This window comes from Clostridium nitrophenolicum (assembly GCF_055391695.1).
This window is the reverse complement of the sequence record NZ_AP042469.1, coordinates 3,017,338-3,044,048: the sequence shown is the minus strand read 5'-3', so window position 1 is coordinate 3,044,048 and position 26,711 is coordinate 3,017,338. Positions and strand designations below refer to the sequence as shown.

Annotated in this window: 25 protein-coding genes and 2 riboswitches; of the genes, 21 read left to right on the top strand and 4 right to left on the bottom strand. The window is 31.5% G+C overall.

The window, feature by feature from the left end; genetic code table 11:
* Positions 1 to 58: 58 nt before the first annotated feature.
* From ACZ5N4_RS14445 to ACZ5N4_RS14415, 7 genes are all read left to right on the top strand, one after another.
* Positions 59 to 751 carry a PilZ domain-containing protein gene (locus ACZ5N4_RS14445; protein WP_464203212.1) on the top strand — a complete coding sequence of 231 codons (693 nt, stop codon included), beginning with the start codon at positions 59 to 61 and terminating at the stop codon, positions 749 to 751.
* A 294-nt stretch (positions 752 to 1,045) separates the two neighbouring features.
* Positions 1,046 to 1,144: riboswitch (glycine riboswitch) on the top strand.
* 162 nt (positions 1,145 to 1,306) lie between these two features.
* Positions 1,307 to 2,413: a glycine cleavage system aminomethyltransferase GcvT gene (gene gcvT, locus ACZ5N4_RS14440; protein WP_464203211.1), complete on the top strand. Its 1,107-nt coding sequence runs from the start codon at positions 1,307 to 1,309 to the stop codon at positions 2,411 to 2,413.
* Positions 2,414 to 2,454: 41 nt separating this feature from the next.
* Entirely contained in the window at positions 2,455 to 2,838 is a 384-nt protein-coding gene (gene gcvH / locus ACZ5N4_RS14435) for a glycine cleavage system protein GcvH (protein WP_464203210.1), read from the top strand.
* 1 nt (position 2,839) lies between these two features.
* Positions 2,840 to 4,183, top strand: coding sequence for an aminomethyl-transferring glycine dehydrogenase subunit GcvPA (gcvPA, locus tag ACZ5N4_RS14430; RefSeq protein ID WP_464203209.1), 1,344 nt, complete (start codon positions 2,840 to 2,842; stop codon positions 4,181 to 4,183).
* Entirely contained in the window at positions 4,183 to 5,634 is a 1,452-nt protein-coding gene (gene gcvPB / locus ACZ5N4_RS14425) for an aminomethyl-transferring glycine dehydrogenase subunit GcvPB (RefSeq protein ID WP_464203208.1), read from the top strand. Before gcvPA ends, gcvPB begins: the two co-directional genes overlap by 1 nt.
* Before the next feature lie 161 nt (positions 5,635 to 5,795).
* Positions 5,796 to 6,554, top strand: a complete 759-nt coding sequence (locus ACZ5N4_RS14420) for a threonine/serine exporter family protein (RefSeq protein ID WP_464203207.1) — start codon at positions 5,796 to 5,798, stop codon at positions 6,552 to 6,554.
* Entirely contained in the window at positions 6,551 to 6,994 is a 444-nt protein-coding gene (locus ACZ5N4_RS14415) for a threonine/serine exporter family protein (RefSeq protein WP_464203206.1), read from the top strand. Before ACZ5N4_RS14420 ends, ACZ5N4_RS14415 begins: the two co-directional genes overlap by 4 nt.
* Positions 6,995 to 7,067: 73 nt before the next feature.
* Here the strand turns inward: ACZ5N4_RS14415 and ACZ5N4_RS14410 are convergent, their stop codons facing one another.
* Positions 7,068 to 8,138 carry a M20 family metallopeptidase gene (locus tag ACZ5N4_RS14410; RefSeq protein WP_464203205.1) on the bottom strand — a complete coding sequence of 357 codons (1,071 nt, stop codon included), beginning with the start codon at positions 8,136 to 8,138 and terminating at the stop codon, positions 7,068 to 7,070.
* A gap of 142 nt (positions 8,139 to 8,280) precedes the next feature.
* Here ACZ5N4_RS14410 and ACZ5N4_RS14405 point away from each other — a divergent pair, with 142 nt between their 5' ends.
* The 3 genes from ACZ5N4_RS14405 to ACZ5N4_RS14395 all read left to right on the top strand — a co-directional run bounded on the left by ACZ5N4_RS14405 (position 8,281) and on the right by ACZ5N4_RS14395 (position 12,520).
* Positions 8,281 to 10,308, top strand: a complete 2,028-nt coding sequence (locus tag ACZ5N4_RS14405; RefSeq protein ID WP_464203204.1) for a sigma-54 interaction domain-containing protein — start codon at positions 8,281 to 8,283, stop codon at positions 10,306 to 10,308.
* Positions 10,309 to 10,493: 185 nt separating this feature from the next.
* The gene (locus tag ACZ5N4_RS14400) at positions 10,494 to 11,222 is read left to right on the top strand and encodes a gamma-glutamyl-gamma-aminobutyrate hydrolase family protein (RefSeq protein WP_464203203.1); all 729 of its coding nucleotides are present in this window, start codon (positions 10,494 to 10,496) and stop codon (positions 11,220 to 11,222) included.
* 2 nt (positions 11,223 to 11,224) lie between these two features.
* Positions 11,225 to 12,520 carry an APC family permease gene (locus tag ACZ5N4_RS14395; protein WP_464203202.1) on the top strand — a complete coding sequence of 432 codons (1,296 nt, stop codon included), beginning with the start codon at positions 11,225 to 11,227 and terminating at the stop codon, positions 12,518 to 12,520.
* Between the two features lie 85 nt (positions 12,521 to 12,605).
* Here ACZ5N4_RS14395 and ACZ5N4_RS14390 read toward each other — a convergent pair whose 3' ends face one another.
* Complete coding sequence (locus ACZ5N4_RS14390; protein ID WP_464203201.1) at positions 12,606 to 13,334, bottom strand: hypothetical protein; 729 nt, start codon at positions 13,332 to 13,334, stop codon at positions 12,606 to 12,608.
* A 503-nt stretch (positions 13,335 to 13,837) separates the two neighbouring features.
* Here ACZ5N4_RS14390 and nifS point away from each other — a divergent pair.
* Together nifS and mnmA are read left to right on the top strand one after the other, a co-directional pair.
* Positions 13,838 to 14,989 carry a cysteine desulfurase NifS gene (gene nifS / locus ACZ5N4_RS14385; RefSeq protein WP_464203200.1) on the top strand — a complete coding sequence of 384 codons (1,152 nt, stop codon included), beginning with the start codon at positions 13,838 to 13,840 and terminating at the stop codon, positions 14,987 to 14,989.
* Between the two features lie 30 nt (positions 14,990 to 15,019).
* Positions 15,020 to 16,096: a tRNA 2-thiouridine(34) synthase MnmA gene (gene mnmA, locus ACZ5N4_RS14380; protein WP_464203199.1), complete on the top strand. Its 1,077-nt coding sequence runs from the start codon at positions 15,020 to 15,022 to the stop codon at positions 16,094 to 16,096.
* 249 nt (positions 16,097 to 16,345) lie between these two features.
* Here the strand turns inward: mnmA and ACZ5N4_RS14375 are convergent, their stop codons facing one another.
* Complete coding sequence (locus tag ACZ5N4_RS14375) at positions 16,346 to 17,089, bottom strand: hypothetical protein (protein ID WP_464203197.1); 744 nt, start codon at positions 17,087 to 17,089, stop codon at positions 16,346 to 16,348.
* A 215-nt stretch (positions 17,090 to 17,304) separates the two neighbouring features.
* On the opposite strand from ACZ5N4_RS14375, the gene ACZ5N4_RS14370 reads away from it, so the two are divergent.
* The 4 genes from ACZ5N4_RS14370 to ACZ5N4_RS14355 all read left to right on the top strand — a co-directional run bounded on the left by ACZ5N4_RS14370 (position 17,305) and on the right by ACZ5N4_RS14355 (position 20,216).
* Positions 17,305 to 17,817, top strand: coding sequence for a DUF3267 domain-containing protein (locus ACZ5N4_RS14370; protein WP_464203196.1), 513 nt, complete (start codon positions 17,305 to 17,307; stop codon positions 17,815 to 17,817).
* 131 nt (positions 17,818 to 17,948) lie between these two features.
* Positions 17,949 to 18,037, top strand: a riboswitch (cyclic di-GMP riboswitch).
* Between the two features lie 94 nt (positions 18,038 to 18,131).
* Positions 18,132 to 18,806, top strand: a complete 675-nt coding sequence (locus ACZ5N4_RS14365) for an HD-GYP domain-containing protein (protein ID WP_464203195.1) — start codon at positions 18,132 to 18,134, stop codon at positions 18,804 to 18,806.
* A 202-nt stretch (positions 18,807 to 19,008) separates the two neighbouring features.
* Entirely contained in the window at positions 19,009 to 19,359 is a 351-nt protein-coding gene (locus ACZ5N4_RS14360; RefSeq protein WP_308038339.1) for a hypothetical protein, read from the top strand.
* Positions 19,356 to 20,216, top strand: coding sequence for a GGDEF domain-containing protein (locus ACZ5N4_RS14355; RefSeq protein WP_464203194.1), 861 nt, complete (start codon positions 19,356 to 19,358; stop codon positions 20,214 to 20,216). The genes ACZ5N4_RS14360 and ACZ5N4_RS14355 overlap by 4 nt, the downstream gene beginning before the upstream one ends.
* 117 nt (positions 20,217 to 20,333) lie before the next feature.
* On the opposite strand, the gene ACZ5N4_RS14350 is transcribed toward ACZ5N4_RS14355, so the two are convergent.
* A complete protein-coding gene (locus ACZ5N4_RS14350) occupies positions 20,334 to 21,242 on the bottom strand; it encodes an AraC family transcriptional regulator (RefSeq protein WP_464203193.1) in 909 nt (302 codons plus the stop codon).
* 265 nt (positions 21,243 to 21,507) lie between these two features.
* Here ACZ5N4_RS14350 and fabF point away from each other — a divergent pair, with 265 nt between their 5' ends.
* The 5 genes from fabF to ACZ5N4_RS14325 all read left to right on the top strand — a co-directional run bounded on the left by fabF (position 21,508) and on the right by ACZ5N4_RS14325 (position 26,698).
* Entirely contained in the window at positions 21,508 to 22,749 is a 1,242-nt protein-coding gene (gene fabF / locus ACZ5N4_RS14345; RefSeq protein ID WP_464203191.1) for a beta-ketoacyl-ACP synthase II, read from the top strand.
* 196 nt (positions 22,750 to 22,945) lie between these two features.
* Positions 22,946 to 23,134: a hypothetical protein gene (locus ACZ5N4_RS14340; RefSeq protein WP_464210947.1), complete on the top strand. Its 189-nt coding sequence runs from the start codon at positions 22,946 to 22,948 to the stop codon at positions 23,132 to 23,134.
* 402 nt (positions 23,135 to 23,536) lie between these two features.
* Positions 23,537 to 25,285, top strand: a complete 1,749-nt coding sequence (gene abc-f / locus ACZ5N4_RS14335) for a ribosomal protection-like ABC-F family protein (protein WP_464203190.1) — start codon at positions 23,537 to 23,539, stop codon at positions 25,283 to 25,285.
* A 458-nt stretch (positions 25,286 to 25,743) separates the two neighbouring features.
* Positions 25,744 to 26,070 (top strand): MGMT family protein, encoded by a 327-nt coding sequence (locus ACZ5N4_RS14330; protein ID WP_464203189.1) that lies wholly within the window; start codon positions 25,744 to 25,746, stop codon positions 26,068 to 26,070.
* A 94-nt stretch (positions 26,071 to 26,164) separates the two neighbouring features.
* Positions 26,165 to 26,698 (top strand): GNAT family N-acetyltransferase, encoded by a 534-nt coding sequence (locus ACZ5N4_RS14325; RefSeq protein ID WP_464203188.1) that lies wholly within the window; start codon positions 26,165 to 26,167, stop codon positions 26,696 to 26,698.
* Positions 26,699 to 26,711 lie beyond the last annotated feature (13 nt).

The window sequence follows — 26,711 nt, the reverse complement described above, 5'->3', positions numbered from 1 at the left end:
TCCATTTTTACTGTATAATATAAACTACATATTTATGCTGTTAAGGGGATGTGGCTAGATGGTGGATAAATTTGTTAACTTGAATTGTTGTAATAAAGTGCTTCAGTTGATGCACGAAAGTAGAAGCTGTACAGGGGTTATAAAAACCGTTTACAAGGAATGTATTCTTGTAAGCGTCGATTATTATGAGCATTTTATTTTTCCAGTAGATAAACATATAGAACTTATAGTATTACAAGAGAATGAACTGTTTCTTTGCAAATCAACTGTTTTAGGAATAAAAAACAATGAAGAATACATACATCTTGTACTAAGTCCTCCTAAGATAATAAGACTTATTGACAGAAGAATGTACCATAGAATTCCAATTAACTTGAAGATTTCATACCTACCTTTAGCTGCAGGTATTCATTATTACTCAATATCAGATATATCAACTGAGATACTTGCAAGAAATAGATTCAAAGCTGGCATTATAACTGATATAGGTGGAGGAGGATTAAAACTGCAGTGCTCTGATAGCTTAGACGTTGGAAGTCAAATAATAGTTTGCATAAATGTAAATTGCAGACTGTCTCTTCTCAGTAAGATAACAAGAAAAGAAGTTATCTCAGATCCTGATGGAACTATTTATCTCTATGGAATTTATTTCGATATTATAACAGAAAAAGAAAGAGAAAAAATAATAGAGTTTATTTTTGAAAACGAAATTTATTTAAGAGCTAAAAATAGAAAAAATGGTACAGAATGATTTATTACATATAAGGAATATTTTTGCAAAATGCTAAATAATATTAAATGTAAATGAAAATAATCTACTATTAGCTTTTTAACGATAGTTTGATATTTATTAAATGAGTACTTTATTAATATGCTAATATTTACTAAAAGAATTAACATATCATTAAAAAATCTCACTATAAAAAGCATATATAGAAATAATTTGAATATTGGCAATTTTATGAAGTTAACTTTTTAACTATTATTGAAAATAATTACAGAGAGCAATATAATTAACTTGAAAATAAAATTTAATATTTTTCGGATGACTACAGTGTGAGATAACATCTGTTAACCGAAGGAGCAATGATATAGTACCACGGCTATATTAGAAACTCTCAGGTAAAAATAACGTTGTAGGACGAAACTCTGAAAAGACTGTTTTAAATAGCAGAACCAACGGTGTAAGATATGGTTATATATCGAAACTCTCAGGTAAAGAAACAGAGGACATGTGGGCTAACTTAAAGTTTGCCTTCATGTCCTTTTTATTTGTTGTACAAAAAATTATAGGGGGTATTGAAGTATGGAAGGATTAAAGAAGACTCCGTTGTTCAATTCTTACGAAAAATATGGTGGCAAAATTATAGACTTTGCTGGTTGGGCTCTACCAGTGCAATATGAAGGTATAATAGCTGAGCATGAAGCAGTGCGCACGGCGGCTGGGTTATTTGATGTTTCCCATATGGGAGAAGTAGAGATAATTGGAGAAGATGCTTTTAAATTTGTTCAAAACTTAGTGACAAATGATATAGCTGTATTAGAAGATGACCAAATTTTATATGCTTTTATGTGTTATCCAGATGGAGGAGTTGTTGATGATTTAATAGTTTATAGATTTAATGAAAATCACTTTTTTTTAGTAATAAATGCTGGAAATATTGAAAAAGATTTTGATTGGATGTTAAAAAATAAAGATGAATTTGAAGTAGATATAACAAATATCTCATCATCTATTGCTCAACTTGCAATTCAAGGACCGAAAGCTCAGGCAATACTTCAAAAGCTTACAAATACAGATCTAGAAGACATTAAATTTTTCTTCTGCAAAAGAGGCATTTTAATAGGGGGGATAAAATGCCTAGTTTCCAGAACTGGCTATACTGGGGAAGATGGTTTCGAAATTTACACAGACGTTGAAAGTGTAATAGACTTATGGGATAGGATATTGGATGTCGGAAAAGAAGATGGATTGAAGCCAGTAGGGCTTGGCGCTAGAGATACTTTAAGATTTGAAGTTAATTTACCGCTCTATGGAAATGAATTGTCAGAATCTATAACACCACTTGAAGCTGGATTAGGATTCTTCGTTAAGTTGAACAAGGAGAATTTCATAGGTAAGGATGCTCTTGTAAAGCAAAAGAAGGAAGGCCTAAAAAGAAAAATAGTAGGGTTTGAAATGAAAGAAAAGGCTATTCCAAGACATGGATACGATGTTTTTGCAGAAGATGATAAGATAGGAACCGTTACAACTGGCTATCTTTTACCATCTATTAAGAAAAATATAGGTTTAGCCTTAATTGATTCAAAGTATTCTGAACTAGGAACTACCATCTTCATTAAGGTTAGGAACAAGCTTATTGAAGCTGAAGTAGTGGATAAAAGATTTTATAAAAAAAATTACAATAAGTAATCAATATTAAAAATATTTAATACTAAAAGGAGGATATTTATATGAAAATTTTAAATGAGTTATTGTATAGTAAGGATCATGAATGGGTAAAGGTTGAGGGGAATAAGGCTTATATAGGAATATCAGATTTTGCTCAGAATTCATTAGGGGAAATAGTATTTGTAGAGCTACCAGAGGTTGATACAGAATTTTCTAAAGATGAAGCCTTTGGAGTTGTTGAATCAGTAAAAGCGGCTTCAGATCTATTTATTCCTGTTGGAGGGAAGGTAGTTGAAATAAATGAAAAGCTGGGTGATAGTCCAGAACTAGTCAATGAAGATGCTTATGGCAGCTGGATGATAGTTGTTGAAATGTCAGATAAATCAGAAGTCGATGGCTTATTAAAAGCTGACCAATACGAAAAATTATGTAATAAGGGGGAATAGTATGCATCCATATTTACCGCTAACAGCGGAAGATAAAGAGCTAATGCTAAAAACAATAGGGGTAAACTCTATAGATGAATTATTTGCAGATATTCCAAAGGATGTTTGTTTAAATAGAAGCTTAAATATGAACAAAGGTATGTCGGAGTTAGAAGTTCAATCTTATTTTAATAGTTTAGCTGATTTAAATAAAAGCTGTAATGACTTAGTATGCTTTTTAGGTGCAGGAGCTTATGATCATTATATACCTTCTTTGATTAAGCATATGATATCAAGATCAGAGTTTTATACTGCATACACTCCTTATCAAGCAGAAATAAGCCAAGGAACTCTCCAAGTAATATTTGAATATCAAAGCATGATAGCAAATCTTACAGGAATGGAAGCTGCTAACGCTTCAATGTATGATGGAGCAACTGCTTGTGCAGAAGCAGCTCAAATGGCTGTAGATTCAACAAGAAGAAAGACTGTTATTGTTTCAAAAACTGTTCATCCAGAAACAAGAAAAGTACTAAAAACTTATTTGAGATTTAAAAATTTGAATTTAATTGAGATAGAAGAAATAGATGGCGTTACTGATGTAGAAAGACTTAAAGCTGAACTAAATAAAGATATAGCTGCAGTGATTGTTCAAACTCCAAATTTCTTTGGAATAATTGAAGAACTAACAGAAGTAGAAAAACTTGTTCACCAAAACAAATCCTTGCTTATTGTAAGCTGTGACCCAATATCTCTTGGGGTTTTAAAAAGTCCAGGAGAATATGGTGCAGACATAGTGGTAGGTGAGGGCCAATCCTTAGGAAATAGTTTAAATTATGGAGGACCTTATTTAGGTTTCTTAGCAACAACAAACAAGTATTTAAGAAAGATGCCCGGTAGAATAGTAGGTCAAACAACAGATAAGGAAGGTAAAAGAGGTTTTGTTTTAACATTACAGGCAAGAGAGCAACACATAAGAAGAGATAAAGCTTCATCAAATATATGTTCAAATCAAGCACTTAATGCTTTAACTGCTCTGATATATTTAACAACTCTTGGTAAAAAGGGCATAAGAGAAGTAGCGATACAAAGTATACAAAAATCCCATTATGCTTTTGAACAGATAATAAAGAGCGGAAAATACAATGCAGTATTTAATAAACCGTTCTTCAAAGAGTTTGCAGTAGCATCAAATAATTCTGTACAAGAGATAAATAATGTTTTATTAGAAAATAAAATTCTTGGTGGATATCAATTAGAAAAGGAATACCCTCACTACAAAAATTCAATGCTTCTTTGTGTAACTGAGAAAAGAACAAAGAGCGAAATCGACAAATTGGCATGTGTATTGGAGGGAATTAAATAATGAAGGAATATAATAAAATTATTTTTGAACTATCCAAAGAAGGAAGAAAAGCGTATTCTCTTCCTAGCTGTGATGTACCTGAAATAAGTATTGAAAAATTAATTCCTGAAGAGTTCCTAAGCAGCAAAGAGGCAGAGCTTCCAGAAGTTAGTGAGGTAGATGTAATTAGACATTTTACATTACTTTCAAATAAAAACTATGGAGTTGACTCAGGTTTTTATCCTTTAGGTTCCTGCACTATGAAATACAATCCTAAAATCAATGAAGATATGGCTTCAATACCTAAATTTTTGAATCTCCACCCATATCAACCAGAAGACACTGTGCAGGGAGCTTTAAAGCTAATGTACGAACTTAGTGGAAAGCTAGCAGAAGTAACTGGTCTTGAAGATGTATCTCTTCAACCAGCTGCAGGGGCACATGGAGAGCTGTCAGGACTTATGGTTATCAAGGCTTATCACGAAAAAAGAGGGGATTTTAAAAGAACAAAGATAATAGTACCGGACTCAGCCCATGGTACAAATCCAGCTTCGGCATCAGTGGCAGGATTTAGTGTAATAGAAGTTCAATCTGACTCAAGTGGAGCTGTAGACATTGAAAAGCTAAAAGCTGTGTTAAGCGATGAGGTAGCAGGTCTAATGCTTACTAACCCAAGCACCTTAGGATTGTTTGAAAAGAACATTGTAGAAATAGCTAAGCTTGTTCATGAAGCAGGGGGGTTATTATATTATGATGGCGCTAATATGAATGCTATTATGGGAAGAACAAGGCCAGGGGATATGGGATTTGATGTATGTCATTTGAATTTACACAAAACCTTCTCAACTCCTCACGGTGGAGGCGGACCAGGAAGTGGTCCAATAGGTGTCAGAAAAGACTTGGTAGAATTTTTACCAAAGCCATTAATATCAAAGAAAGATGATAAATATTATTTAGATTATAATAGACCTTACTCAATAGGAAAGGTAAAAAGTTTCTATGGAAACTTTGGTCTTATGGTTAGAGCATTTTCATATCTCTTAACTATGGGTGCAGAAGGCTTAAAAGAAGCAAGTGAGCTAGCAGTTCTAAATGCAAATTATATAAGAGCTAAATTAAAAGACCATTATGAATTACCTATAGATGATATATGTAAACATGAATTTGTTTTAGCTGGATTAAAGGATAATGACAGCGTGTCAACTTTGGATATAGCAAAGAGATTGTTAGATTATGGATATCATCCTCCAACAATTTACTTCCCATTAATTGTACAGGAAGCCATAATGATAGAACCTACAGAAACAGAAAAACTTGAAACCCTTGACGAGTTTATAAATGCAATGATTAAAATTGCTGAAGAATCAAAGGAAAATCCTGAACTTGTAAAATCAGCTCCAAATTGTACTGAGATTAAAAGGTTAGATGAAGTTAAGGCAGCAAGATCTCCAATATTAAGATGGAGTAAATAACCCAGTCTCCAGATTAAATTTAAAAAATACCATAAAAAACTCTAAGAGTTCTTAGGTTTTTTATGGTATTAAATTTTACTATAACTTAATAGAAATTACTATAAAAAATGATATAATATTACTGGCTATAAATAATTTAATGGATCATAAAGGAGTATAATATGGAAGCTAAACAAGTTTTAGAGATTGCGCTTTCTACGGGGCAAATGCTTTTAAGTAATGGCGCAGAAGCTTACAGAGTTGAAGAAACAATCGAAAGAATATGTAGTTCCTACAATCTAGAATGTGAATGTATGGTAACAGCCAAAGGCGTATTTATATCTCTCTTAGATGGTAATGATGAAAAGATAACTTCGCTGAAAAAAATTAGAATAAGACGAGTAGATTTATATAGAATAGAACTTATTAACTCTTTTTCAAGAAATCTTCAGCATAAACCTATGTCTTATGAAGAAGCAAAGCAAGTATTAAAAGATATAGATGAAGCACCTTACTTCAGCTTTCCAGTAAGACTTTTTGCTGCAAGTATGACTTCATTTGTTTATTCATTGTTCTTTAATGGGACAATCTATGATTCTATTGTTTCGGCCTTAGTAAGCATAGGAATTTACTATATGTTAGAGAAAATATCTAAAGTTGGATTCTTTCAGTTTTTCGAATTCTTTCTTTCTGGATTTATTATAGGAGGGTCAAGCATAATTGCTCAAAAGCTATTACCCTTTGTAAGTAAAGGAAATGTTATAACTGGTGCAATAATGATATTATTACCTGGTGTAGCCCTTACAAATGGTGTTAAGGATGTAATTTATGGTGACTTTGAATCAGGTATGGCTAAATTTGGTGAGGCAATGCTTATTATAACTGCTATAGGAGTAGGGATTGGTGCAGCATTGGCTATTGGAGTAGGTGTTAAATTATGATGAAACAAATAGTGTTAGCGTTTTTCGGTAGTATATTTCCTGTTATTCTTTTTAATATTGACAGAAAAAAGATAATATGGACTGGTTTTTGTGGAGCTATTGGTTGGGCAACTTATCTTGCAGTATATAAGTATACAATTAGTCCAGTTTCTGCATCCTTCGCAGGATCTTTCATTGTAGGTTTATACAGTGAATTAATGGCAAGAAAACTTAAAACTCCTGCGGTGCAGTTTTCAATACCAGGAATATTTCCACTTGTGCCTGGTATAACAGCATTTAATACTATAAATTACATAGTAGAACAAGATTATTCTGCGGCATATTCAAAGGGCATGCAAGCAGTAGCTGTAGCAGGAGCAATTGCATTTGGTATAATGCTTTCATCAACAACTTTTCGTTTTATTTCAAAGTTAATGAAGTCAAAAAAATTAGCACAATAGTTTAAAAGGCTGTATTCTTAAAATATAAAGGATGCAGCCTTTTTATTGAATTAAAAGTTTACTTTTTATAATTTTATAAACCACTACTAATATTTAGTATAAAATCTATAAGCATTTCTTCATATGTATAAATCGAATCTACTCTTATAAATTCATCATCACCATGCCAGTTTTGGCCTGTAGGTCCAAATTCTACAGCTGGTATATCATATTTTGAATAAAATCTAGTGTCTGCAGAGCCATGCTGACCGAATATTTCAGCATTATTATTGGCTATTTTAGTTATCGATTGGCTTAATTTTACTACGTATAAATCATCAACTTTTGTTTTTACAGCATCACCTATGGAGTGAATATTTACTTTAACGCCAGCTACTTCTTCAATTTGTCTTATTATTTCCTGAGGATCTTGTCCAGGAAGAAATCTTATATCAAGACACATTTTGCAGTAAGCAGGTACTTTATTATAAACATCTCCGCCTTCTATTTTTGATAGATTAATAGAAGGGCAGTCATAGAGCTCTGATTTCTCTTTTGCAAAAGGTAATTCTAAAATAGCGTTAAAGGCCTCATAAGCTTTAATTATAGCGTTAGTTCCCTGCCAAGGTCTACTTCCATGAGCAGATTTTCCGAAAAACTCCAAGTATACCTGCAGTATACCTTTTGCCTGCACTCCTATACCTAATTGAGTTGGCTCACCACAGATTACAAAATCTCCTCTAAAGCCATTGTCAACTAAATATTTTGAACAGTTAAAGCCGCCTGTTTCTTCATCTGTAACCAATTGAAGCTGCAGCTTACAATTCAAATTTTCGTTCTTAAGCTTTAACATTGTAGTAAGCATAGCGGCAGCTCCAGCTTTCATATCGGCACTACCTCTTCCAAAGAGGTTTCCATCTTCTATATAGGGAACAAATTGTTCAGCCTTTCCAGGTACAATGTCTAAATGGCCGTTCAATATTATTGTTTTATCACCACTTCCAATAGTACATATTAAAGTTTTAAACCCATTATTCTCGATTATTTCTGTTTTTAATCCCTGAGATAATAATATATCCTCACAGAAATCTATAGCTTTGTTTGCACCTTCTAAATTTGAACTATTGATTTTAATAAGTTCTTTTGTAATTTCTATACAGTCCATATAAATAACCTCCTAGTTGTATTTCTGCTAATATAATATAGCAAAAAACATACCAATAAGAATATAATATAAATTTTCATTGATAAATTATCAATTATTAGTTAAAGTTTTGTATATATAATAATTTGGAGGTAACAAACTAATGAAAACAATAGCTGTTGTAACGAATAGCAATTCTAGACTAGCAAAATTTTTAAAAAACAATTTACAAAATATTTTTAAAGGATTTGTAAAAATAAATAATTATTATATAGATGACTTAAAAGATGATTCCATAATTAAGGATGATATAGTGCTTTTTATGATAAAAGAAAAGGCTCTAGAATGTGAAAAATATGTGCAAAACAAAAAGAATACCATAATAATAGAAAGAACCTTAAAGGATAGTGAAATATATAAATTATTTACTCTTCCTAAAAATACTAAAGCATTAGTAATCAACGATAGTAAAGAAACTACTTTAGAAACAGTTTCACTACTTTATCAGATAGGAATAAGTAATTTGGAACTTATAGCTTACGAACCTGATAAAATTTATGAAGATATTAATATTGCTATAACTCCAGATGAAGAAGAACATGTGCCTAAGTATATAGAGACTATAATAAATGTTGGGAATAGGTGTATAGATACTACTACTTTCATAAAAATAATAAATAAGCTCAATATAGAGGATAAAAGATTAAGTGAAAGAGTTATAAACTATTCTGAAAGCATTATAAACTTAAATAATGGTATAAAAGAAAGTTATAGGCAGCTTTACGTTGCAAATGAAGAGTTGGACATCATAATTAATTCTTCAAAGGAAGGATTTTTGCTTATAGACAATGAAGAAAATATATCTTTCTATAACAATGCTTTTAAGAACATTTTCTATATAAGAGAAGATATAAAAGGTAAAAAAATTGGTGATGTTTTAGATAAAGAAGTTGTAAATACATTTACAAAAGAGATTATTAAGGATGAAATATTAGAGCTAAAAGGAAGATATATAAATGTTAATAAGCAAATTGTAAAGTCCTTAGGGCAAAACATTGGCTACTGTTTCAACATTCAAGAAGTAACTTATATTAAGCAGTTGGAACAAAATTTGAGCAAGAAACTCAGAAATAAGGGACTTGTAGCTAAGTATGATTTTAATGATATACTCACTAATTCAGTTAGAATGAAAGAGTGTATAAGCTTAGCAAAAAAAATTGCTTCTTCGGATCTTACAGCATTAATTACCGGTGAAAGTGGTACTGGTAAAGAGGTTTTAGCTCAATCTATTCATAATGCATCAAATAGGTCCAAACAACCTTTTGTTGCAATAAATTGTGCCGCTTTACCTGAGAGCTTACTTGAAAGCGAATTATTCGGTTATGAAGGAGGGTCCTTTACTGGAGCCTTAAAAGAAGGAAAGGCAGGGTTATTTGAGCAGGCTCATAACGGTACCATATTTTTAGATGAGATAGGAGATATGCCATTATCTCTTCAGACTAGAATGCTTAGAGTAATTCAAGAAAGACAAGTTATGAGAATAGGTTCTCAAAGCGTTATAGATATTAATGTAAGAATAATTGCTGCTACTCATAGAAATTTAATGCAGATGATAAACGAGGGTAAATTTAGAGAGGATTTATTTTATAGATTAAATGTACTGCCAATAAATATTCCTCCACTTAGAGAGCGAAAAGAAGATATAATATTAATTTTAGAGAGTTCCTTAAATGCGAAAAAGAATCTAAAGCTTTCGAAATATGTAGTAGATTTATTATTAAATTACACTTGGCCTGGAAATATAAGAGAGCTTAAAAATGCTGCAGATTATATTGAGCTTATGAGTGAAGAAGAAGTTAAAATAGAAAATATTCCTTTTTATATTTTAAATTGCAATATAGATTATAAGCGAGAGTATGACTATTTAAATGATAAATGCAATGTGGAAAATGCCTTAGAGATATTAGAAATTATTGAAGAAAAAAATTCAAATAACATGGGTGTAGGAAGAAAAAATATAGAGGAAGCCTTAAAAAATAGATGTAGAAGCATAACGGAAGCAGAAGTAAGAAGAATTTTAACAATTCTGAATGACTTAGGAATAATTACATCCAGCTTAGGTAGAAGAGGCAGTGAACTCACTATTAAGGGAAGAAATTTTATAAAGTGGATAAAAAATAGGATAAACTAATAACCTATTTAACCAATAAAGTAGAGGGAATTGTTTAAATTTCCTCTACTTTTATTTAATTTTTAACAAAGAGAAAATTAAATATGAGAATTAACTGACACTTAAAAGTATATTTATAATTAAAATTCATTTGGCACGCAAATTGCTATATATATTTGCGAAGAAGTTACATTGGAGGGACAGATATGAATAAACCACTAATAGGAATTATAGGAAATTTATTAATTGATCAGGGAGGAATGTTTCCAGGCTACGAAAGAGCATATGTAAATAACGATTATGTACAAACTGTTGCTATGGCTGGAGGTACACCATTTATACTTCCGCTGATATCGGATTATGAGACTATTAAAGGTCAGATAGCTAATATGGATGCTTTAATAATTTCAGGAGGATATGATGTAAATCCTTTAGTATATGGCGAAGAACCAATACCAGAGCAGGGATTCTTATGCCCAGAAAGAGACGACTATGATATTAAAGTTATCAAAATTGCATTAGAGTTAAATAAACCAATACTTGGAATATGCAGAGGACTTCAAATACTAAATGCAGCACTAGGAGGAACAATACATCAAGACACATCAAAAATAGAAGGAAGCTACATAAAACATCAACAGAGTTCAAGACCAGATGTAGCTAGCCATACTGTTGAAGTAATAAAAGAAACAAAATTATATGATATATTAGGTGAAAGTGCTTTAACAAACAGCTTCCATCACCAAGCAATTAAAGAGGTTGCCACCGGATTTAAGATTTCAGCAAGGGCAAAGGATGGAGTTATAGAAGCAATAGAAAAAGAAGAGGATTTTGTAATCGCTGTACAATGGCACCCAGAAATGATGGCCAAAAAAGACTCAAAAATGCTTGACTTATTTAAAGCGTTAATAAAACAATGTACTAAGGAGGATTAATAATGGATAACAAGAAAAAACTAGGGCTTTGGAGTATAGTTCTATTAGGAATCAATGGAGTAATAGGTTCAGGCATATTTCTACTTCCAGGTAAGGCAATGAAGCTCATGGGACCAGGAAGTATATGGGTATATCTATTTGATATGATATTAGTTTTGTCAATGGCCTTATGTTTTGCAGAAGTTGCAGGTATGTTTAATAAAAATGGAGGTCCATATGTTTATGCAAAAGAAGCCTTTGGAGAATTTATTGGCTTTGAAGTTGGAATTATGAAGTGGGCAGTAGGTATTATAGCATGGGCTACAATGGCAGTTGGATTCCCAACAGCTTTAGCAAAAATTTGGCCAGCAGCGGCTAATACTTCTACTAAAAATATGATAGCTATCTTAATACTTGTAGGCTTAGGATGTGTAAATATTTTAGGTGTAAGTGCAACTAAGTATTTAAATAACATAATAACTATAGGAAAATTAGTACCATTAATATTCTTTGTAGCTATAGGTATATTTTGTATAAAGGGTTCAAATTTCACACCTATGTTTCCTAGTAATGTTACCTCAGCAACCTTTGGATCTGCTGCAATATTAATATTCTATGCTTTCACTGGCTTTGAATCTATAGCAGTTGCTGCTGAAGATATGGATAATCCTGAGAAAAATATTCCAATAGCAATTATTATAACTATGGTTTTAGTATCAATTATATATATATTAACTCAAACAGTATCAGTAGGTACTTTAGGATCAAAACTTGCTTCAAGTACTACTCCAGTTGCAGATGCAGCTAATACTTTCTTTGGGGGCTTTGGAGGAATGCTTGTTACAGCTGGAACGCTAGTTTCCATAGGGGGTATAAATATTGCCGCATCTTTTATCACTCCAAGGTCAGGAGTTGCTTTAGCTGACGACGGACTGTTACCTAAAGTAATTGCAAAGAAAAGCAAATTCGACACACCTTATATTGCTATAATAGTGACTGTAATACTTGCAATTCCAATCGCAATATCAGGAAGCTTTACCCAGCTTGCAGCAATAAGTGTAATTTCAAGATTTGCTCAGTATATACCAACATGTCTTTCAGTAATTATATTTAGAAAAAGAAACAACTTAAAAAGTACATTTAGAATACCTTTTGGCCCAGTACTACCTATTTTATCTGTAGTAGTTAGCTTATGGTTGTTAACTCAAGCAACTAAACAGCAGATTATATGGGGACTTGGAGCATTAGTTATAGGAATACCACTATACTTTATAATGAGAAAAGGAAATAATTCAATAGATAATAAAGAAGTTTGTTAAAAAATATAGCTATTGCTAGATATATTCTGGCAGTAGACATCTAATAAAAAATGGCACCAGTATTGTACTGGTGTCATTTAAAATCTTATCTCTTTGCTCTATCAAGAGCTCTATTAACAGCTAATTTCCAGTTATCAACTGCATTTTTTTCGTTGCCAACGTCACCAATAGTAACATTAGTTGTTTGGTTTTGAACTATGGAAGACGCTAAGTCTCTTCTAACTCTTTCATAGTTATTTACAGTATTTCCACCTGCAGTTGTGCCGTTAATAGTAGTTCCATCAGTAGCGCCGCCAGTTGTTCCACCAGTCACCAGATTCCCAGATGCAGTTCCATTTGCGCGTCCGCCTCCAGTACCAGTTATTGATCCGCTAGTAGCTCCACCTTTAGCTCCACCAGTAGTTCCTCCATTAACATTGTCTTTAGTACCGCTAGTAGTTTCACCAGGAGTTCCGCTGGTAGTGCCACCCATATTGGAACCAATAGCAGTTCCAGCATTTCCTGTAGAAGTTTGTCTGTTAGTACTTATTTCTCTGCCTTTGGCATCAAGAGTTTTAAGGACAACATTAGAAATTCTACCTCCAGTAATTGTAACTACAGCTGATTGATTTCCCGCTGCAGTTTTGTTACCTTCGCCAATATAAACACCATCTCTATATGTTGTGGTAGTTCCTGGATTACTGCCTTGATTTAAACCTATATTTGCGCCACCTTGATTAATTCCCGGATTGTTAAAGGAAGTATTTCTATTACCACATGCATTTAAAGAACATGTTATTAGTGCTGCTGTAACAATGCTTACTACTTTTTTCATAGTGCTACCTCCTAAAATTTCATCTTTTGAAAAGACGTATAAAATATATTCTTAAAGGTAAAATAAATTTAATTTAAAATTATATTTTATCTAGAAAAGGTATCAATATTTAGGTTATCCGATATGAGAGTTTTTATGCTTACATAGTAGTTTCAATTAATGGCATAAGATGTGTCATATTGTAAAAATTTTTAGTCAGTCTAAAGCTTGTGCTTCAAGATAACCTAAGAACTTTCGAGAACTCGCTGCGCTCAAACAACTCTAAAGTTCTAAGGTTCTCTTAAAGCCCTTCACTAAGACTGACGCAAAATTTTTATTTTGCGTATCAAAATGAAATTTTACGAATTGCAGCTTTATTCATATACGCTATGTAAAAATTGTTTTATATTATAAGTTGTAACTCTAAAATATTGACAAATGTTGCATTTAAAAATAGAATAATTATATCATAGTAAATTACTCAGAATTTTAGTAGCTTATATTATTTATGAGGAGCGATAAGAATGGAAAGAGAAATCTATATGGATTATGCTGCTACAACCTTTATTAAGCCAGAGGTTTTAGAAGAAATGAATCCATATCTTACACAATATTTTGGTAATCCATCTTCAATTTATCATATATCAAGAAAAACAAAAGCTGCAGTTGATATAGCTAGAGATAGAATTGCCAGTGCCATAAACTCTAGAGGTGATGAGATTTATTTCACAAGTGGAGGTTCTGAAGCAGATAATTGGGCAATCAAAGGGATTGCTTTTGCAAATAGAGACAAAGGGAATCACATAATTACCAGTTGTATTGAACATCATGCCGTGCTGCATACTTGCGAATACTTGGAAGATCAGGGTTTTGAAGTTACTTACTTGCCTGTTAATGAACAGGGTGTGGTTAAAATAGATGATTTAAAAAATGCTATAACAGACAAAACTATACTTGTGTCAATAATGTTTGCAAATAATGAAATAGGAACTATTGAACCTATCAAGGAAATAGGGGAGATATGCAGAGAAAAAGGAGTTATTTTTCATAGTGATGCAGTACAGGCAGTAGGAAATGTTCCGATTGATGTAAAAGATATGAAAATAGATTTATTATCTATGGCATCGCATAAATTCTATGGTCCTAAAGGAATGGGAGCGCTTTATGTGAAAAAAGGCATAAAAATTCATAACTTAATACATGGTGGTGCTCAAGAAAGAGCCAGAAGAGCAGGTACAGAGAATGTTGCAGGTATTGTAGGTATAGGAAGAGCTGTAGAATTGGCAGTTGAAAATATGAAAAATGAAAGTAAGAGACTAGAGAGTCTTAGAGATAAGCTTATAGAGGGACTATTAAAAATACCTGGCACAAGGTTAAATGGAGCAGTAGGAGACAAAAGATTGCCAGGTAACGTAAATATAAGCTTTGAAGATATAGAAGGTGATGTGCTTCTTATGGCTCTTGACAGTTTAGGCGTGTGTGCTTCCAGTGGAAGTGCTTGTTCAGCAGGGGCAATAGAGCCTTCACAAGTACTGCTTTCTATAGGATTATCAAAAGAAATGGCTAAAGGAGCACTTAGGTTAACAATGGGTTCAAGGACAACAGAGAAAGAAGTAGATTATTTACTTGAAGTAATACCAAGTATTATAGAGAGAATCAGAAAAAATCGTATGTAAGGTTAATATTTTAGAAAATAGGTGATAAACATGAATAAAAAAGTTGTAGTAGGAATGAGTGGAGGAGTAGACAGCTCCGTTACAGCATATCTTTTAAAAGAGCAAGGGTACGACGTTATTGGAGTAACTATGCAAGTTTGGCAGGAAGATGAGGAGTATGAAGCTGCAGAAGGAGGCTGCTGTTCATTAAGTGCAGTAGAAGATGCTAGAAGAGTGGCATACAAATTAGATATTCCTTTTTACGTTATGAATTTTAAGGATATATTTAAAAAGAATGTTATAGATTATTTTATCGATGAATATATGGAAGGAAGAACCCCAAATCCATGTGTCGCATGTAATAAGTATATTAAATTTGATGCACTGCTAAAAAAAGCTATGGATTTAGGTGCTGAGTATGTTGCTACAGGACATTATGCAACTATAGAAAAAGTAGAGGATAGATATTTGCTTAGAAGATCTGAGGATGATAGAAAAGATCAGACTTATGCGCTATATAACTTAACTCAGTTCCAATTAGCTCATACATTAATGCCATGTGGATTATATAAGAAAGATAAAATAAGAGAGATTGCTAAGGAAATAGGATTACTTGTTCATAATAAAAAAGACAGTGAAGAAATATGCTTTATTCCTGACAATGACCATGGTTCTTATATAAAAAAGCAGGTTCCAGGTAAAGTCAGAGAAGGATATTTTGTAGATAAACAAGGAAATATTTTAGGAAAGCATAAGGGCATAGTGTACTATACAATAGGTCAAAGAAAAGGCCTTGGTATAGCGCTTGGCACGCCTGTATTCGTAACTGACATAAACCCACTTACCAATACTGTTGTTCTTGGTAGTGAAGAGGATATATTTAATACAGAATTAATAGCTAAGGATATAAACTTTATTCCTTTTGATAAATTAGAAGATACTATGGAAGTTGAGGCTAAAATAAGATACTCCGCTAAACCAGGAAAAGCATGGATAACTCCACTTGAAGATGGCAGAGTAAAGGTTAAATTTGAAAATAAACAACGTGCCATAACAAAGGGGCAATCTGTAGTATTCTATAATAAAGAATACTTAGTTGGTGGAGGAATTATAGACGAAATTATATAGGGTTATAAGGCCGAAAGTTAACTTATACCCCGGAATATATTTACAGTTCCTGGTTGCATAAATACTTCTTAATGAGTCTAAAGCTTGTATTACAGAAAAGACTAATACTTAGATAAACTCGCTACGCTCAGTCGGACCAACTTATCAATGCTAATTGATAAGCCGCTCGTGAAAAGCCATTTAGGCTTTTCACCACTATCTAAGTTCTAAGTCTTTTCTGCAATCCTTCGCTAAGACCCATAGATAAACCTAGTGCTTTGCCATATAGCCTTTAATTTTTACTTTACCCATATTATTTACCCTTTTCTTATATTCCCAGTCACTTTCTCCGTCATTTCTAGCTATGAATACATCAAGTCTATGTATAGTATCAAAATTGTTTCCACCTCTGTCGGCTACAGTTAAGGTACCAAACTCACTTGTATAAATCTCTGTTCCAAGAGGAAGCACATTATTTGCAACCATTCCTGGAGTAAGCTTTCCACCTGTGCAATTAATACCGGCGTATCCGCCATTTTCTTCTGCAAGGCTTGTATAGAAAGTTAAAACAATATCTATTTCATCTCCTAAACTATTTGTCTCTAGGCTGCCGCCACGTGAAAGTTGTTTTTTATTTGAAGGATTATTTTCCTTATTTTTCTCAGCATTTTTTTCTGCAGCTTCAGATTTATTTAAGTCAGACTGTTGATTATTATCTTCAGTAATTTTATTTTGTTCAGTTTGAGAATTACTTTCTTTATTAATAGGAATTTGTTCCGGTTGATTTTTAACTTCTTGTTTAGCTTCTTGCTTTATTGTTGCTAGTTTGGCTTGGCCTATATTTTTAGTATTAATATTTTTTATTGCATCCATGGATGCTACTTGATTGCTTTTAACATTATTATATATTTGACTAGCAGTACTAGCTTTGCCATATACATTTGCATATCTTATAGCAATAAGATCAATTATTATAAGAATTGTTAACATTACTTTCTTAACATTCGTACTCAATTAAAACATCCTCTCTATATGTTATTTTATTATATTAGTATGGACAAGTTTTCAAAAATATAACCAAATTTTTCATAATAGAATTGTGAAAAGTATGTTTTTTATGGCCAAATAAGAATTTAATAATTAAATAAAACCATTGAAATGACTTGAATTTCTAAGAAAATAATGTATAAAAATATAAAACATGTAAAATATTATAATGAGGTGATATCATGTCATTTAAAATTACATGGAAAACTCATTTAATATGTTTACTAGTAGCTATAATGCTAACTGAGTCTATGGGAAAAATACTAGATGTAATATTAAATAATTTTTTATCAAGAGGTGTAATAAGTTATCCTACAGACAATCCATTATTTAATTTTTATATTATAGCTGCATTGACAATGATACTAATTTGCACAATCCATGAATTAATTCATGGTATAACATTTAAACTCTTTGGTGGCAAAGTAAAATATGGAATTAAAATAATTTATGCATATACACAAGAGGTATCAAGCATGCCTATTGATAGAAATAAGTTTTTAATAGTACTTTTATCTCCAGTAGTAGTAATATCTATTGCTTCTACGCTATTTCCACCTTGGATTGGTGGTTTAATCTATTTTTTTAATTTAATAGGAAGCATAGGAGATATATATATGGCTTTTGTTTTATGCAGATGTAGTTATGATAGTAAAATAATAGACAGGGAATATGGATTTGATGTTATTAAGTAAACTATTGTAATAATATAGTATATATATTATAATTAAAATATTGTTTTCAAAATTATACAAATAACTCCAATATATACTATAATGTAGCAAATTGATACAATTATTAATGCTAATTTTTAATATATATTTTATATCGACAATAGCACACTTATTGAAAGGTAAGGTCGCAAAGCTATGGGTCTAAGGGAATAGTTAATCCTATGATTGCCAGGTTGCCGAAATGTAATTTTATGTTGTATTTACATATAACATAATCTATTAGGCACCTAAAATTATTTTAGGTGCCTTTAATATTTCGTAGGTGAGGTAATGTTATGAAAAATAATTTTATGAGCTTTAAAGAATGTGGCTGTAATATATATGGCACATACAATAATATTTCTTTTCGGGAGGACGAAGTGATAGGCCAATATATAAGTCCTATTATAGGAGTACATATCATGGAAGCAGAAATGCTAGCAAGTTTGATTTACGGAAAAGACTTTTATACGTGGGAACATTCAAAGAATGTGGCATTCTACGCCAATACAATTTGTGAAATACTACCAATATCAGAGGAAGAAAAGTTGAAAATTCATTTAGCATCTATATTGCATGATGTAGGAAAAATAGGTATAGATGATTCAATATTAAAGAAACCAGATAAGCTGACAGTAGAAGAATATGAGGAGATTAAAAAGCATTCAATTATTGGCGAAAAAATAATAATGAACATTAAATTCTGTGAAGATTTAAGTGATATAATAAGAAGTCATCATGAAAGATGGGACGGAACTGGTTATCCTGACGGTTTAAAAGATGATGAAATTCCACTTGCTTCTCAAATTATTGCAATTGCAGATACCTTTGATGCTTTAACATCAGATCGGATATACAGGAAATCTATTTCACAAAATTCAGCTAAGGAAATATTAATTAGAGAAAAGGGAAAGCAATTTAATCCTGAGCTGGTAGATATATTTATGGATATCTTATATAATGATATTTGATTAGAAAAATGAATTTTGTAGTTCGACATTACTTGCAAAGTGAGGTACAATAATTGATCTTTTAATCCAAATTTTACCTTGTAATGTAGCATATAAAATACTATAATACCATTATGTGAATAAAAAATATAAAATAAATGTAAAATAATCAATATAAAGGTTGCAGTTAAGTATTATCTAGTCATTAAGAGGAGTGTATGCTATGAGTGGTTATATTGAAAGCACAAAAAAGGCAGAAATATCTATGAGATTATCAGAATTTGAAATGCCTCCAATGCAAGATGTTTTAATTGTTGGTAAAAAAGCTCCAATAGGGCCAGAGGGCGCAAGAAGAATGGCAGATGCTCTGTCGCCAGATCAGTATGACATTATTAGAATTGATCACGATGCAATTGAGGCTGTTGTAATTAGAAAATCTTTGCTCAATATTCTACCTAAGGAAAAATTAATACCATTAGTCTTAGAAGAAGGAGGAAGAATTGCTACACCTTCGATGATAATAAAAGTACAAGTAAATATTGTGCTTCAGGTTAGCAGGTCTATAGATATATGATAGGAAACATATCAGATATAATATCTTCAAATTATGTAACTATAAATGCATGTGACAGTATTCAAAAAATTCAAGATTTGATTTTGGATAGTGATTGTCACTATTTTTTGGTTGTAGAAAATAATGAAACTGTTGGCGTGTTAACATATAAAAATTTATTTAAAGCACATCCTAATAGACTTGTGGCTGATGCTATGACAAGCTCTATTATATATATAAACAGCAATACATATATGTGGAAGGCAAAAGAGATCTTTGATAAAAGCGGAGAAGATGTTTTATTAGTTAGAGATGATAATAGGCTATTGGGAATGCTAATAAAAAATCAGCTTTATAAAGAATTAGGTAAGCATATAGACCTCTTAACAGGTTTATACAAGAGTGATTACATATATTATAATATCCTAAAGCTAATAAAGGAAGGAATAACTCCTGCTATTATTTTTATTGATTTAAATAACTTTGGATATATCAATAAAAAATATGGACATATTCAGGGAGATATAGTATTAGAGGAATTAAGCAAAATTTTAAAGGACAATACCCCTAAAGATACTTTTTTATCAAGATTTGCAGGAGATGAATTCATTGTTTTAACTCCTTATTCAATAGATAAATCTATTGATCTAGCAAGATATTTGATAAAAATTGTTTCTTCAAATACCTTTACTGATAATATAGATGTTACTATTTCAGTTGGAGTATCTGCAGCAAAAGAGAACAGGACTATAGATGATAATATAATTTCACTTGTATATAAGATGGTAAATGCAGCTAGCTTGGCTTCTACAAAAGCTAAAAATAATGAAGAACATTTAATTATTGCTAATACAGATAGTATATATGAATCTGCGTAGCTATGTTTTAAGATTATATTATATGGTAACATGAAAAGTTGGATAAACTATCTAGCTTTTTTATTTTTAAATTATTAAAGCATGTATAGATATATATATAATCTATACATGCTCTTTTTAATGTGAGATTGTACCATTATGTATATCCTCTATAGGCTGATATACATATAACTCACAATAGCTATTCTTTGAAATAGATGTATCAATATACTCGAATCTAAAGGTATCAGCAAACTTATAACCTGACCTAAAAATCCATTTAGAATATAATTGGACCAGTAACCTTCCTACATGTCTTCCATTAATATCATCTGGTCGGAAAAATCCAACAAAGCGGAAAACTACATACTTATGAGCTGGTATGGAAATGTACGTCATTCCTTCTGGCAGGTTAGTAGAGTCGGATACTTGTACAGCTGGAGTATAGTAAATAAAACCATTATCATTTCCACTCCAATCCGTATATCCAAAGTATATCTGAGGATTTATAGCATTAACAATTTTGCTCTTATGATTATAAAAAAAATCTCTTCCATAAGCATTTGCCGTTCTAATACCAGACTTACTTAATATTTTATGTTTGATACCAACTAAATTAAACTTTTGTTTAAATATGAAATGCGGATTGTAAGTAATTGAGTTATCGACAGATAAAATGTCATTAGTATTAATCTTTTCTTTAAGTACTAAGCTTAATGAGTTTTGGCCTGACCTCACTTTTAGTGGTGTATATCCGAATTTCTTTTTAAAAGCTCTAATATAAGATTGTTCGTAGTCAAAACCATAATTTAGAGCAATATCTATAATTCTCATATTAGTATTTACAAGTTCATTAATACTTGATGTCAGCTTTCTTGATTGAACGTATTCAATAATAGATTCGCCTGTCAAAGATTTAAAAATTCTATGAAGATGATATTTAGACACTCCTGCATGGAAAGATATATCATCTAAAGAAATTTTATTATATAGGTTATCTTCAATGTAATCTATACTTGAAACGATAGATTCTTTTAAGTTTATCATATCTTAAATCCTTTTCTAACGATAGTTTTATATTTTAAAAGCAATATTTGTTCATTTTAATTTATTAAATCTATTAAAATTATTTTTAAAGGTAATATTTATTTATTTTAATTCATTATATCCATTACAATTACTAAAGTAAATACTAGGCAAATGTGGTGATAAAGTACAGCGGTGTAATTTAGTCTACAACGCAGGACCTTTACATATATTTTATGCCATAGTAAATGAAGTTTAATAATGTAAAATTAGGAGGATTTTTTATATGAAAAGACGTGTAGTGATCACAGGGATGGGAGCAGTTTCATCTCTTGGAATTGGGGCAGATAAACTCTGGCAGTCAATAAAAGCTGGAAAGTGTGGAATTAGTAAAATTGAAAGAATTGATGTTTCTGATCTACCAACTAAAGTTGGTGGTGAAATAAAGAATTTTGATCCATCTATATTTATTGATAAAAAAGAAATTAGAAGGATGGATAGGTTTGCTCAATTTGCACTAGCATCTGCTCAAATGGCTATTGAAGACTCAAAGTTGGATTTTGATAAAATAGATAAGGAGAGAGTAGGTGTAATAATAGGAACAGGGATAGGTGGAATTGAAACTATGGAAAAACAACATAGTGAACTTATTGAAAAAGGTCATCGCAAAGTTAGTCCATTCTTTGTTCCTATGATGATACCTAATATGGCATCGGGAATTATAGCCATAAAATATGGAGCTAAAGGTTTCAATGAATGTTCTGTCTCAGCTTGTGCTTCTTCTACTAACTCAATAGGTGATGCCTTTAAGGTAATAGCACGTAATGATGCTGATATTATGATTGCTGGAGGCTCAGAGGCATCTATTACGAGATTAACTTTAGCGGGATTCAGTGCTAGTAAAGCTATAACAACAAATGAGGATCCTTTTACCGCTTCTAAGCCTTTTGACTTAGAAAGAAATGGATTTGTACTAGGAGAAGGTTCTGGTGTACTTATACTCGAAGAACTTGAGCATGCTTTAAATAGAGGAGCAAATATTATTGCTGAAATAGTTGGTTATGGTTGCACAAATGATGCATACCATATAACTGCCCCTTCTGAAGGTGGAGAAGGCGCTGCAAGGTGTATGAAACTTGCAATTAAAGATGCTGATATAAAACCATCTGACATTGGATATATAAATGCACATGGAACTTCAACAAAACCAAATGATAAAACCGAAACTGCTGCTGTGAAATCTGTATTTGGTGAATATGCGTATAAACTTGCCATTAGTTCAACCAAATCAATGACAGGACACTTGTTAGGGGCATCAGGTGCCATAGAAGCTATCATAACAGCATTTGCACTTAAGGATAAATTTTTACCACCAACAATAAATTATAAAACTCCAGATCCAGAATGTGATCTATACTATGTACCTAATGAGGGGAAAAGTGCTGAGTTTAATTATGCTTTATCAAATTCTTTTGGATTTGGTGGACATAATGCTTCATTGGTTTTAAAATCTTTCAATTCTAAATAGGCTGACTAAATTAATATTATTGTATAAAATGTTTAATAATATAATTAATTGCTATAGAGTCTATTCATAATTTTTTAGGTGAAATAGGAGTATCAAAAAGTGGGAGCGTTGTAGATATAGCAATGTTAGAGCATTCTTTAAGACAAAATTTAAAATCTAAGGTGCCTTCAATCATGGCAGTACTTGATCCAATTAAATAGAGTTAAGATGCACCTATGATCCTAAAACTAAAAGTGGAAGCGGTTTTACGGAAAGAAAGGTAAAAGGTACTATTCATTGGGTAAGTGCTGATTATGCTGTTCCCTGTAATATTAGAATATTTAATGATCTCTTTAGAGAAGTGCCCTCAGGAGATAACCTCTTTAAAAGTCTGAAAAAAGCGTAAACTAATGATTATTAGTATTACGCTTTTTTTAAGAGCAGTTGATTGTTGTTCAATATTATGGTAATATGATGTTGCTATAAAAAGTTTAAATATTGTAATTTGGAAGGAGAAAGAAATGAAGATTATGTTCTTAACTAGATAATCTAATTGAATATTGGTGTTTGAAGTATTTTTAAGGGGTAATATTATCCTCTTTTTGTAGAACCTTTAAGCACATATTATGAGTTAAGAACATTAGTAAAATATAAAATAACCGGATATTTACTGTGTCTTTCAGCACAGTTTTTTTATGCAATTTTTTAGGCGGTTAGTGAACTATGTTTGCTTACCGTCTTTTTGTTTTGAAAAATTCTTAACTCATAAGTAAAACCTTGAAATTATATGAAAAATGAGGTGGCATTTATGACAATGATGTTAAGTTTACAAGGAATAAACAAAGAATTTGGTGAAGTAACTATTTTAAATAATGTAAATTTTAATATTGCTTTAGGAGATAGAATAGGTCTGGTAGGATTAAACGGAGCAGGTAAAAGCACCTTAGCAAATATAATTTACGGTGCCCTTAAACCTGAGCAAGGAAGTATTCTTTGGTATAAGAAGGATATTGAAATTGGATATCTTAAACAAAATAGTTTTTATAGTCAAAGAACTTGGAGTGGAAAGGAGATAAATATTAAGAATGAAGAATATATAGGAAACTTACTTGAGATATCAAGTTATCTAGGCATAGAAAAAATAGATCCAATGGAAGAAGAAAGGCTCAGCAGCTTAAGTGGTGGAGAGAAGATGAAACTTGCTTTAGCCAATATATGGTCTAGAAATCCAGACTTTCTTATACTAGATGAGCCTACTAATCATATCGATTATCAGGGAATGAATTGGCTTATAGAGGAGTTAAAAAAATATAAGGGAACTATTTTAATTATATCTCATGACAGGTATTTTTTAGATAGTGCAGTTAATAAGATAATTGAAATAAATAAAGGAACGACAAGTATCTATCATGGGAACTATAGCTTTTATAGAGAGGAAAAGAAAAGAAGATATGAAAGTGAACTTCATCAATATGAGATCCAAGAGTGTAATAAAATAAAAATCCAACAAGAAATAACCAGGTTAAAGAGCTGGTCTGATAAAGGCCACAGGGAATCAACAAAAAAGGAGGCAGCAGGATTAGGTAAAAAAGAATATTTTAGAAAAAAGGCCAAGAAGATGGATAAACAAATAAAGTCTAAAATTAAGAGGCTTGAAAAGATAGATTTGGAAGGAGTTAAAAAACCTGAAAAAGACAAAAAAATTGATTTTAAATTTAGTGAAGCTGCTTTAAGGAAAATAAGGATTATTGAGGCAGCAGATATCAAAAAAAGTTTTGATTCTAGGATTTTATTTAGGAAAACTTCATTTTATATAATGAGTGGAGAGCGTGTGGGAGTATTTGGACCTAATGGGTGTGGTAAAAGCACCCTACTAAACACTATCATAGGTAAGGAAAGTTTAGATGAAGGAGAACTCTTTATAAGTAAATCTATAAGTATAGGGTATTTAAGTCAGGAAGCTCAAGAAATTAATAGAGAGCAATCTGTTATAGAACTGTTTGACATTGAATCAAGAGAGGATGAAAGCAGGGTAAGAACGATGTTAGCAAACATGGGTTTCAATGAAAAGATGATAAAACAACCTATATCCACCTTGAGTTTAGGAGAGCTTACAAGGGTTAGAATGGCAAAGCTCATCGCTAAACATCAAGATCTACTGGTACTAGATGAACCTCTAAATCACTTGGATATCTACAGCAGAGAAAAATTAGAAGATGCACTTAGAGAATATGACGGAAGTATAATTTTGGTATCTCACGATAGATATATGATAGAAAATATTTGTGATTGTCTTTTAGTATTTGAAGATAATAAAATAAAAAAAATATTGAGTGAGCCTAAAGATTATTTAGATAAACTATTTATAAAAGACAAAAGGAATAACTCTGAGAAAAACAAAAATGAAAATAATATTAGAGAACAGAAAATGTTAATTGAAAATGAAATTGCATATGTGCTTGGTGAGTTGACGAAAGTTACGCAGGGTACTCCAGCTTATAATCAGTTAGACAATAAATTTAAAGAGCTAATCAATAAAAAAAAGGAATTTGAATAGATAGGATAAGTGAATAATTTATTTTAAATGATGGGTTTAATTTAATGTTATATGGTTATAATGTAGAATGTACCTAATAAGGTATTTTCTCTTATACAGTTCATATACTAAAGCTGGTTATATTTTGCCAGCTTATTTTTTTATTAACATATCTCTATTTTAAAAGAAACTCCAATTCTTTACTTCGTAGAAATAAACAATCATCTCCAAATCAATACGCTGTGTAAGTGGCTATCACCAAATCAGCACTCTGTGTAAGCGATCATCTCAAAATCATAGATTTGGGATATCTACTTAAGATTTTGGATGCCTGCTTAAAATTTGGGATATCTGCTTAATGCCGAATTAGATTTAAAATTTTATGAATATGGTAATATAGTGTTGGATAAATATCCTAATATATAATAAAATATAAAATATATCTTTATGAGTTGTTAGTAGAGAGGAGTAAAAATCAGTTGAAGGACTTTTTTTCAAGAGTTTATAAATTAGTATCTCAGATACCGGAAGGTAAGGTAGCTACATATGGACAGATAGCTTTATTATTAGGTGAACCAAGAAGTGCAAGAGTAGTTGGGTGGGCTATGAGAGCAGCGCCTAAACAGCTTAATTTACCATGCCATAGAGTAGTTAATAGACTTGGAGAAATGTCACCGGGATACGTATTTGGATCGCCAGAACTTCAAAGAGCTATACTAAGTTCAGAGGGAATAACTTTTAATAAAAGCGGGTGCATCAATATGAAGAAACATATATGGAGTGGACCTGATAATGATAGGTCCTAGGGAAATAAACGCTAAAAATGTTATTTAAAATGGACAAGCAAAAAATATAAGAGAGCAAAGTTTACGTATAAAGATCATTTAGGGGGAATTACTAATGAAAGAAATTATAGTCAACCAAGAGAAGGTTATTATTAGAAAAGCTAATCAATCTGATTCTAAAGCACTAATAAAGTACCTAAACATAATAGGAGGAGAATCGGATTTTTTAACTTTTGGATTAGGTGAATTTGGAAGAACAGTTGAGCAGGAAGAAGAGTTTATAAAAAACACTTTAGAGAAAGATAATTCTTTATTCATAATAGCAGAAGTTAATGGAAAAGTAATTGGGAATTTAAACTTTTCCGGCGGGCCGAGACAAAGAAATGCTCATGTTGGTGAATTTGGAGTAAGTGTTCTCAAAGAATATTGGGGAAATGGCATCGGAGAGAAGCTTATTAGATATTTAGTCAACTGGAGTAAAAATTCAGGTATAATTAGAAAAATAAATTTAAGAGTTAGAACTGATAATAAAGCAGGTATTAATTTATATAAAAAAATAGGATTTTTAGAAGAAGGAGTTTTGAAAAGAGACTATTTAATTAATGGTGAGTTCTATGATTCACTTGCAATGGGGTTATTAATTGATTAGCTTATATCAACAG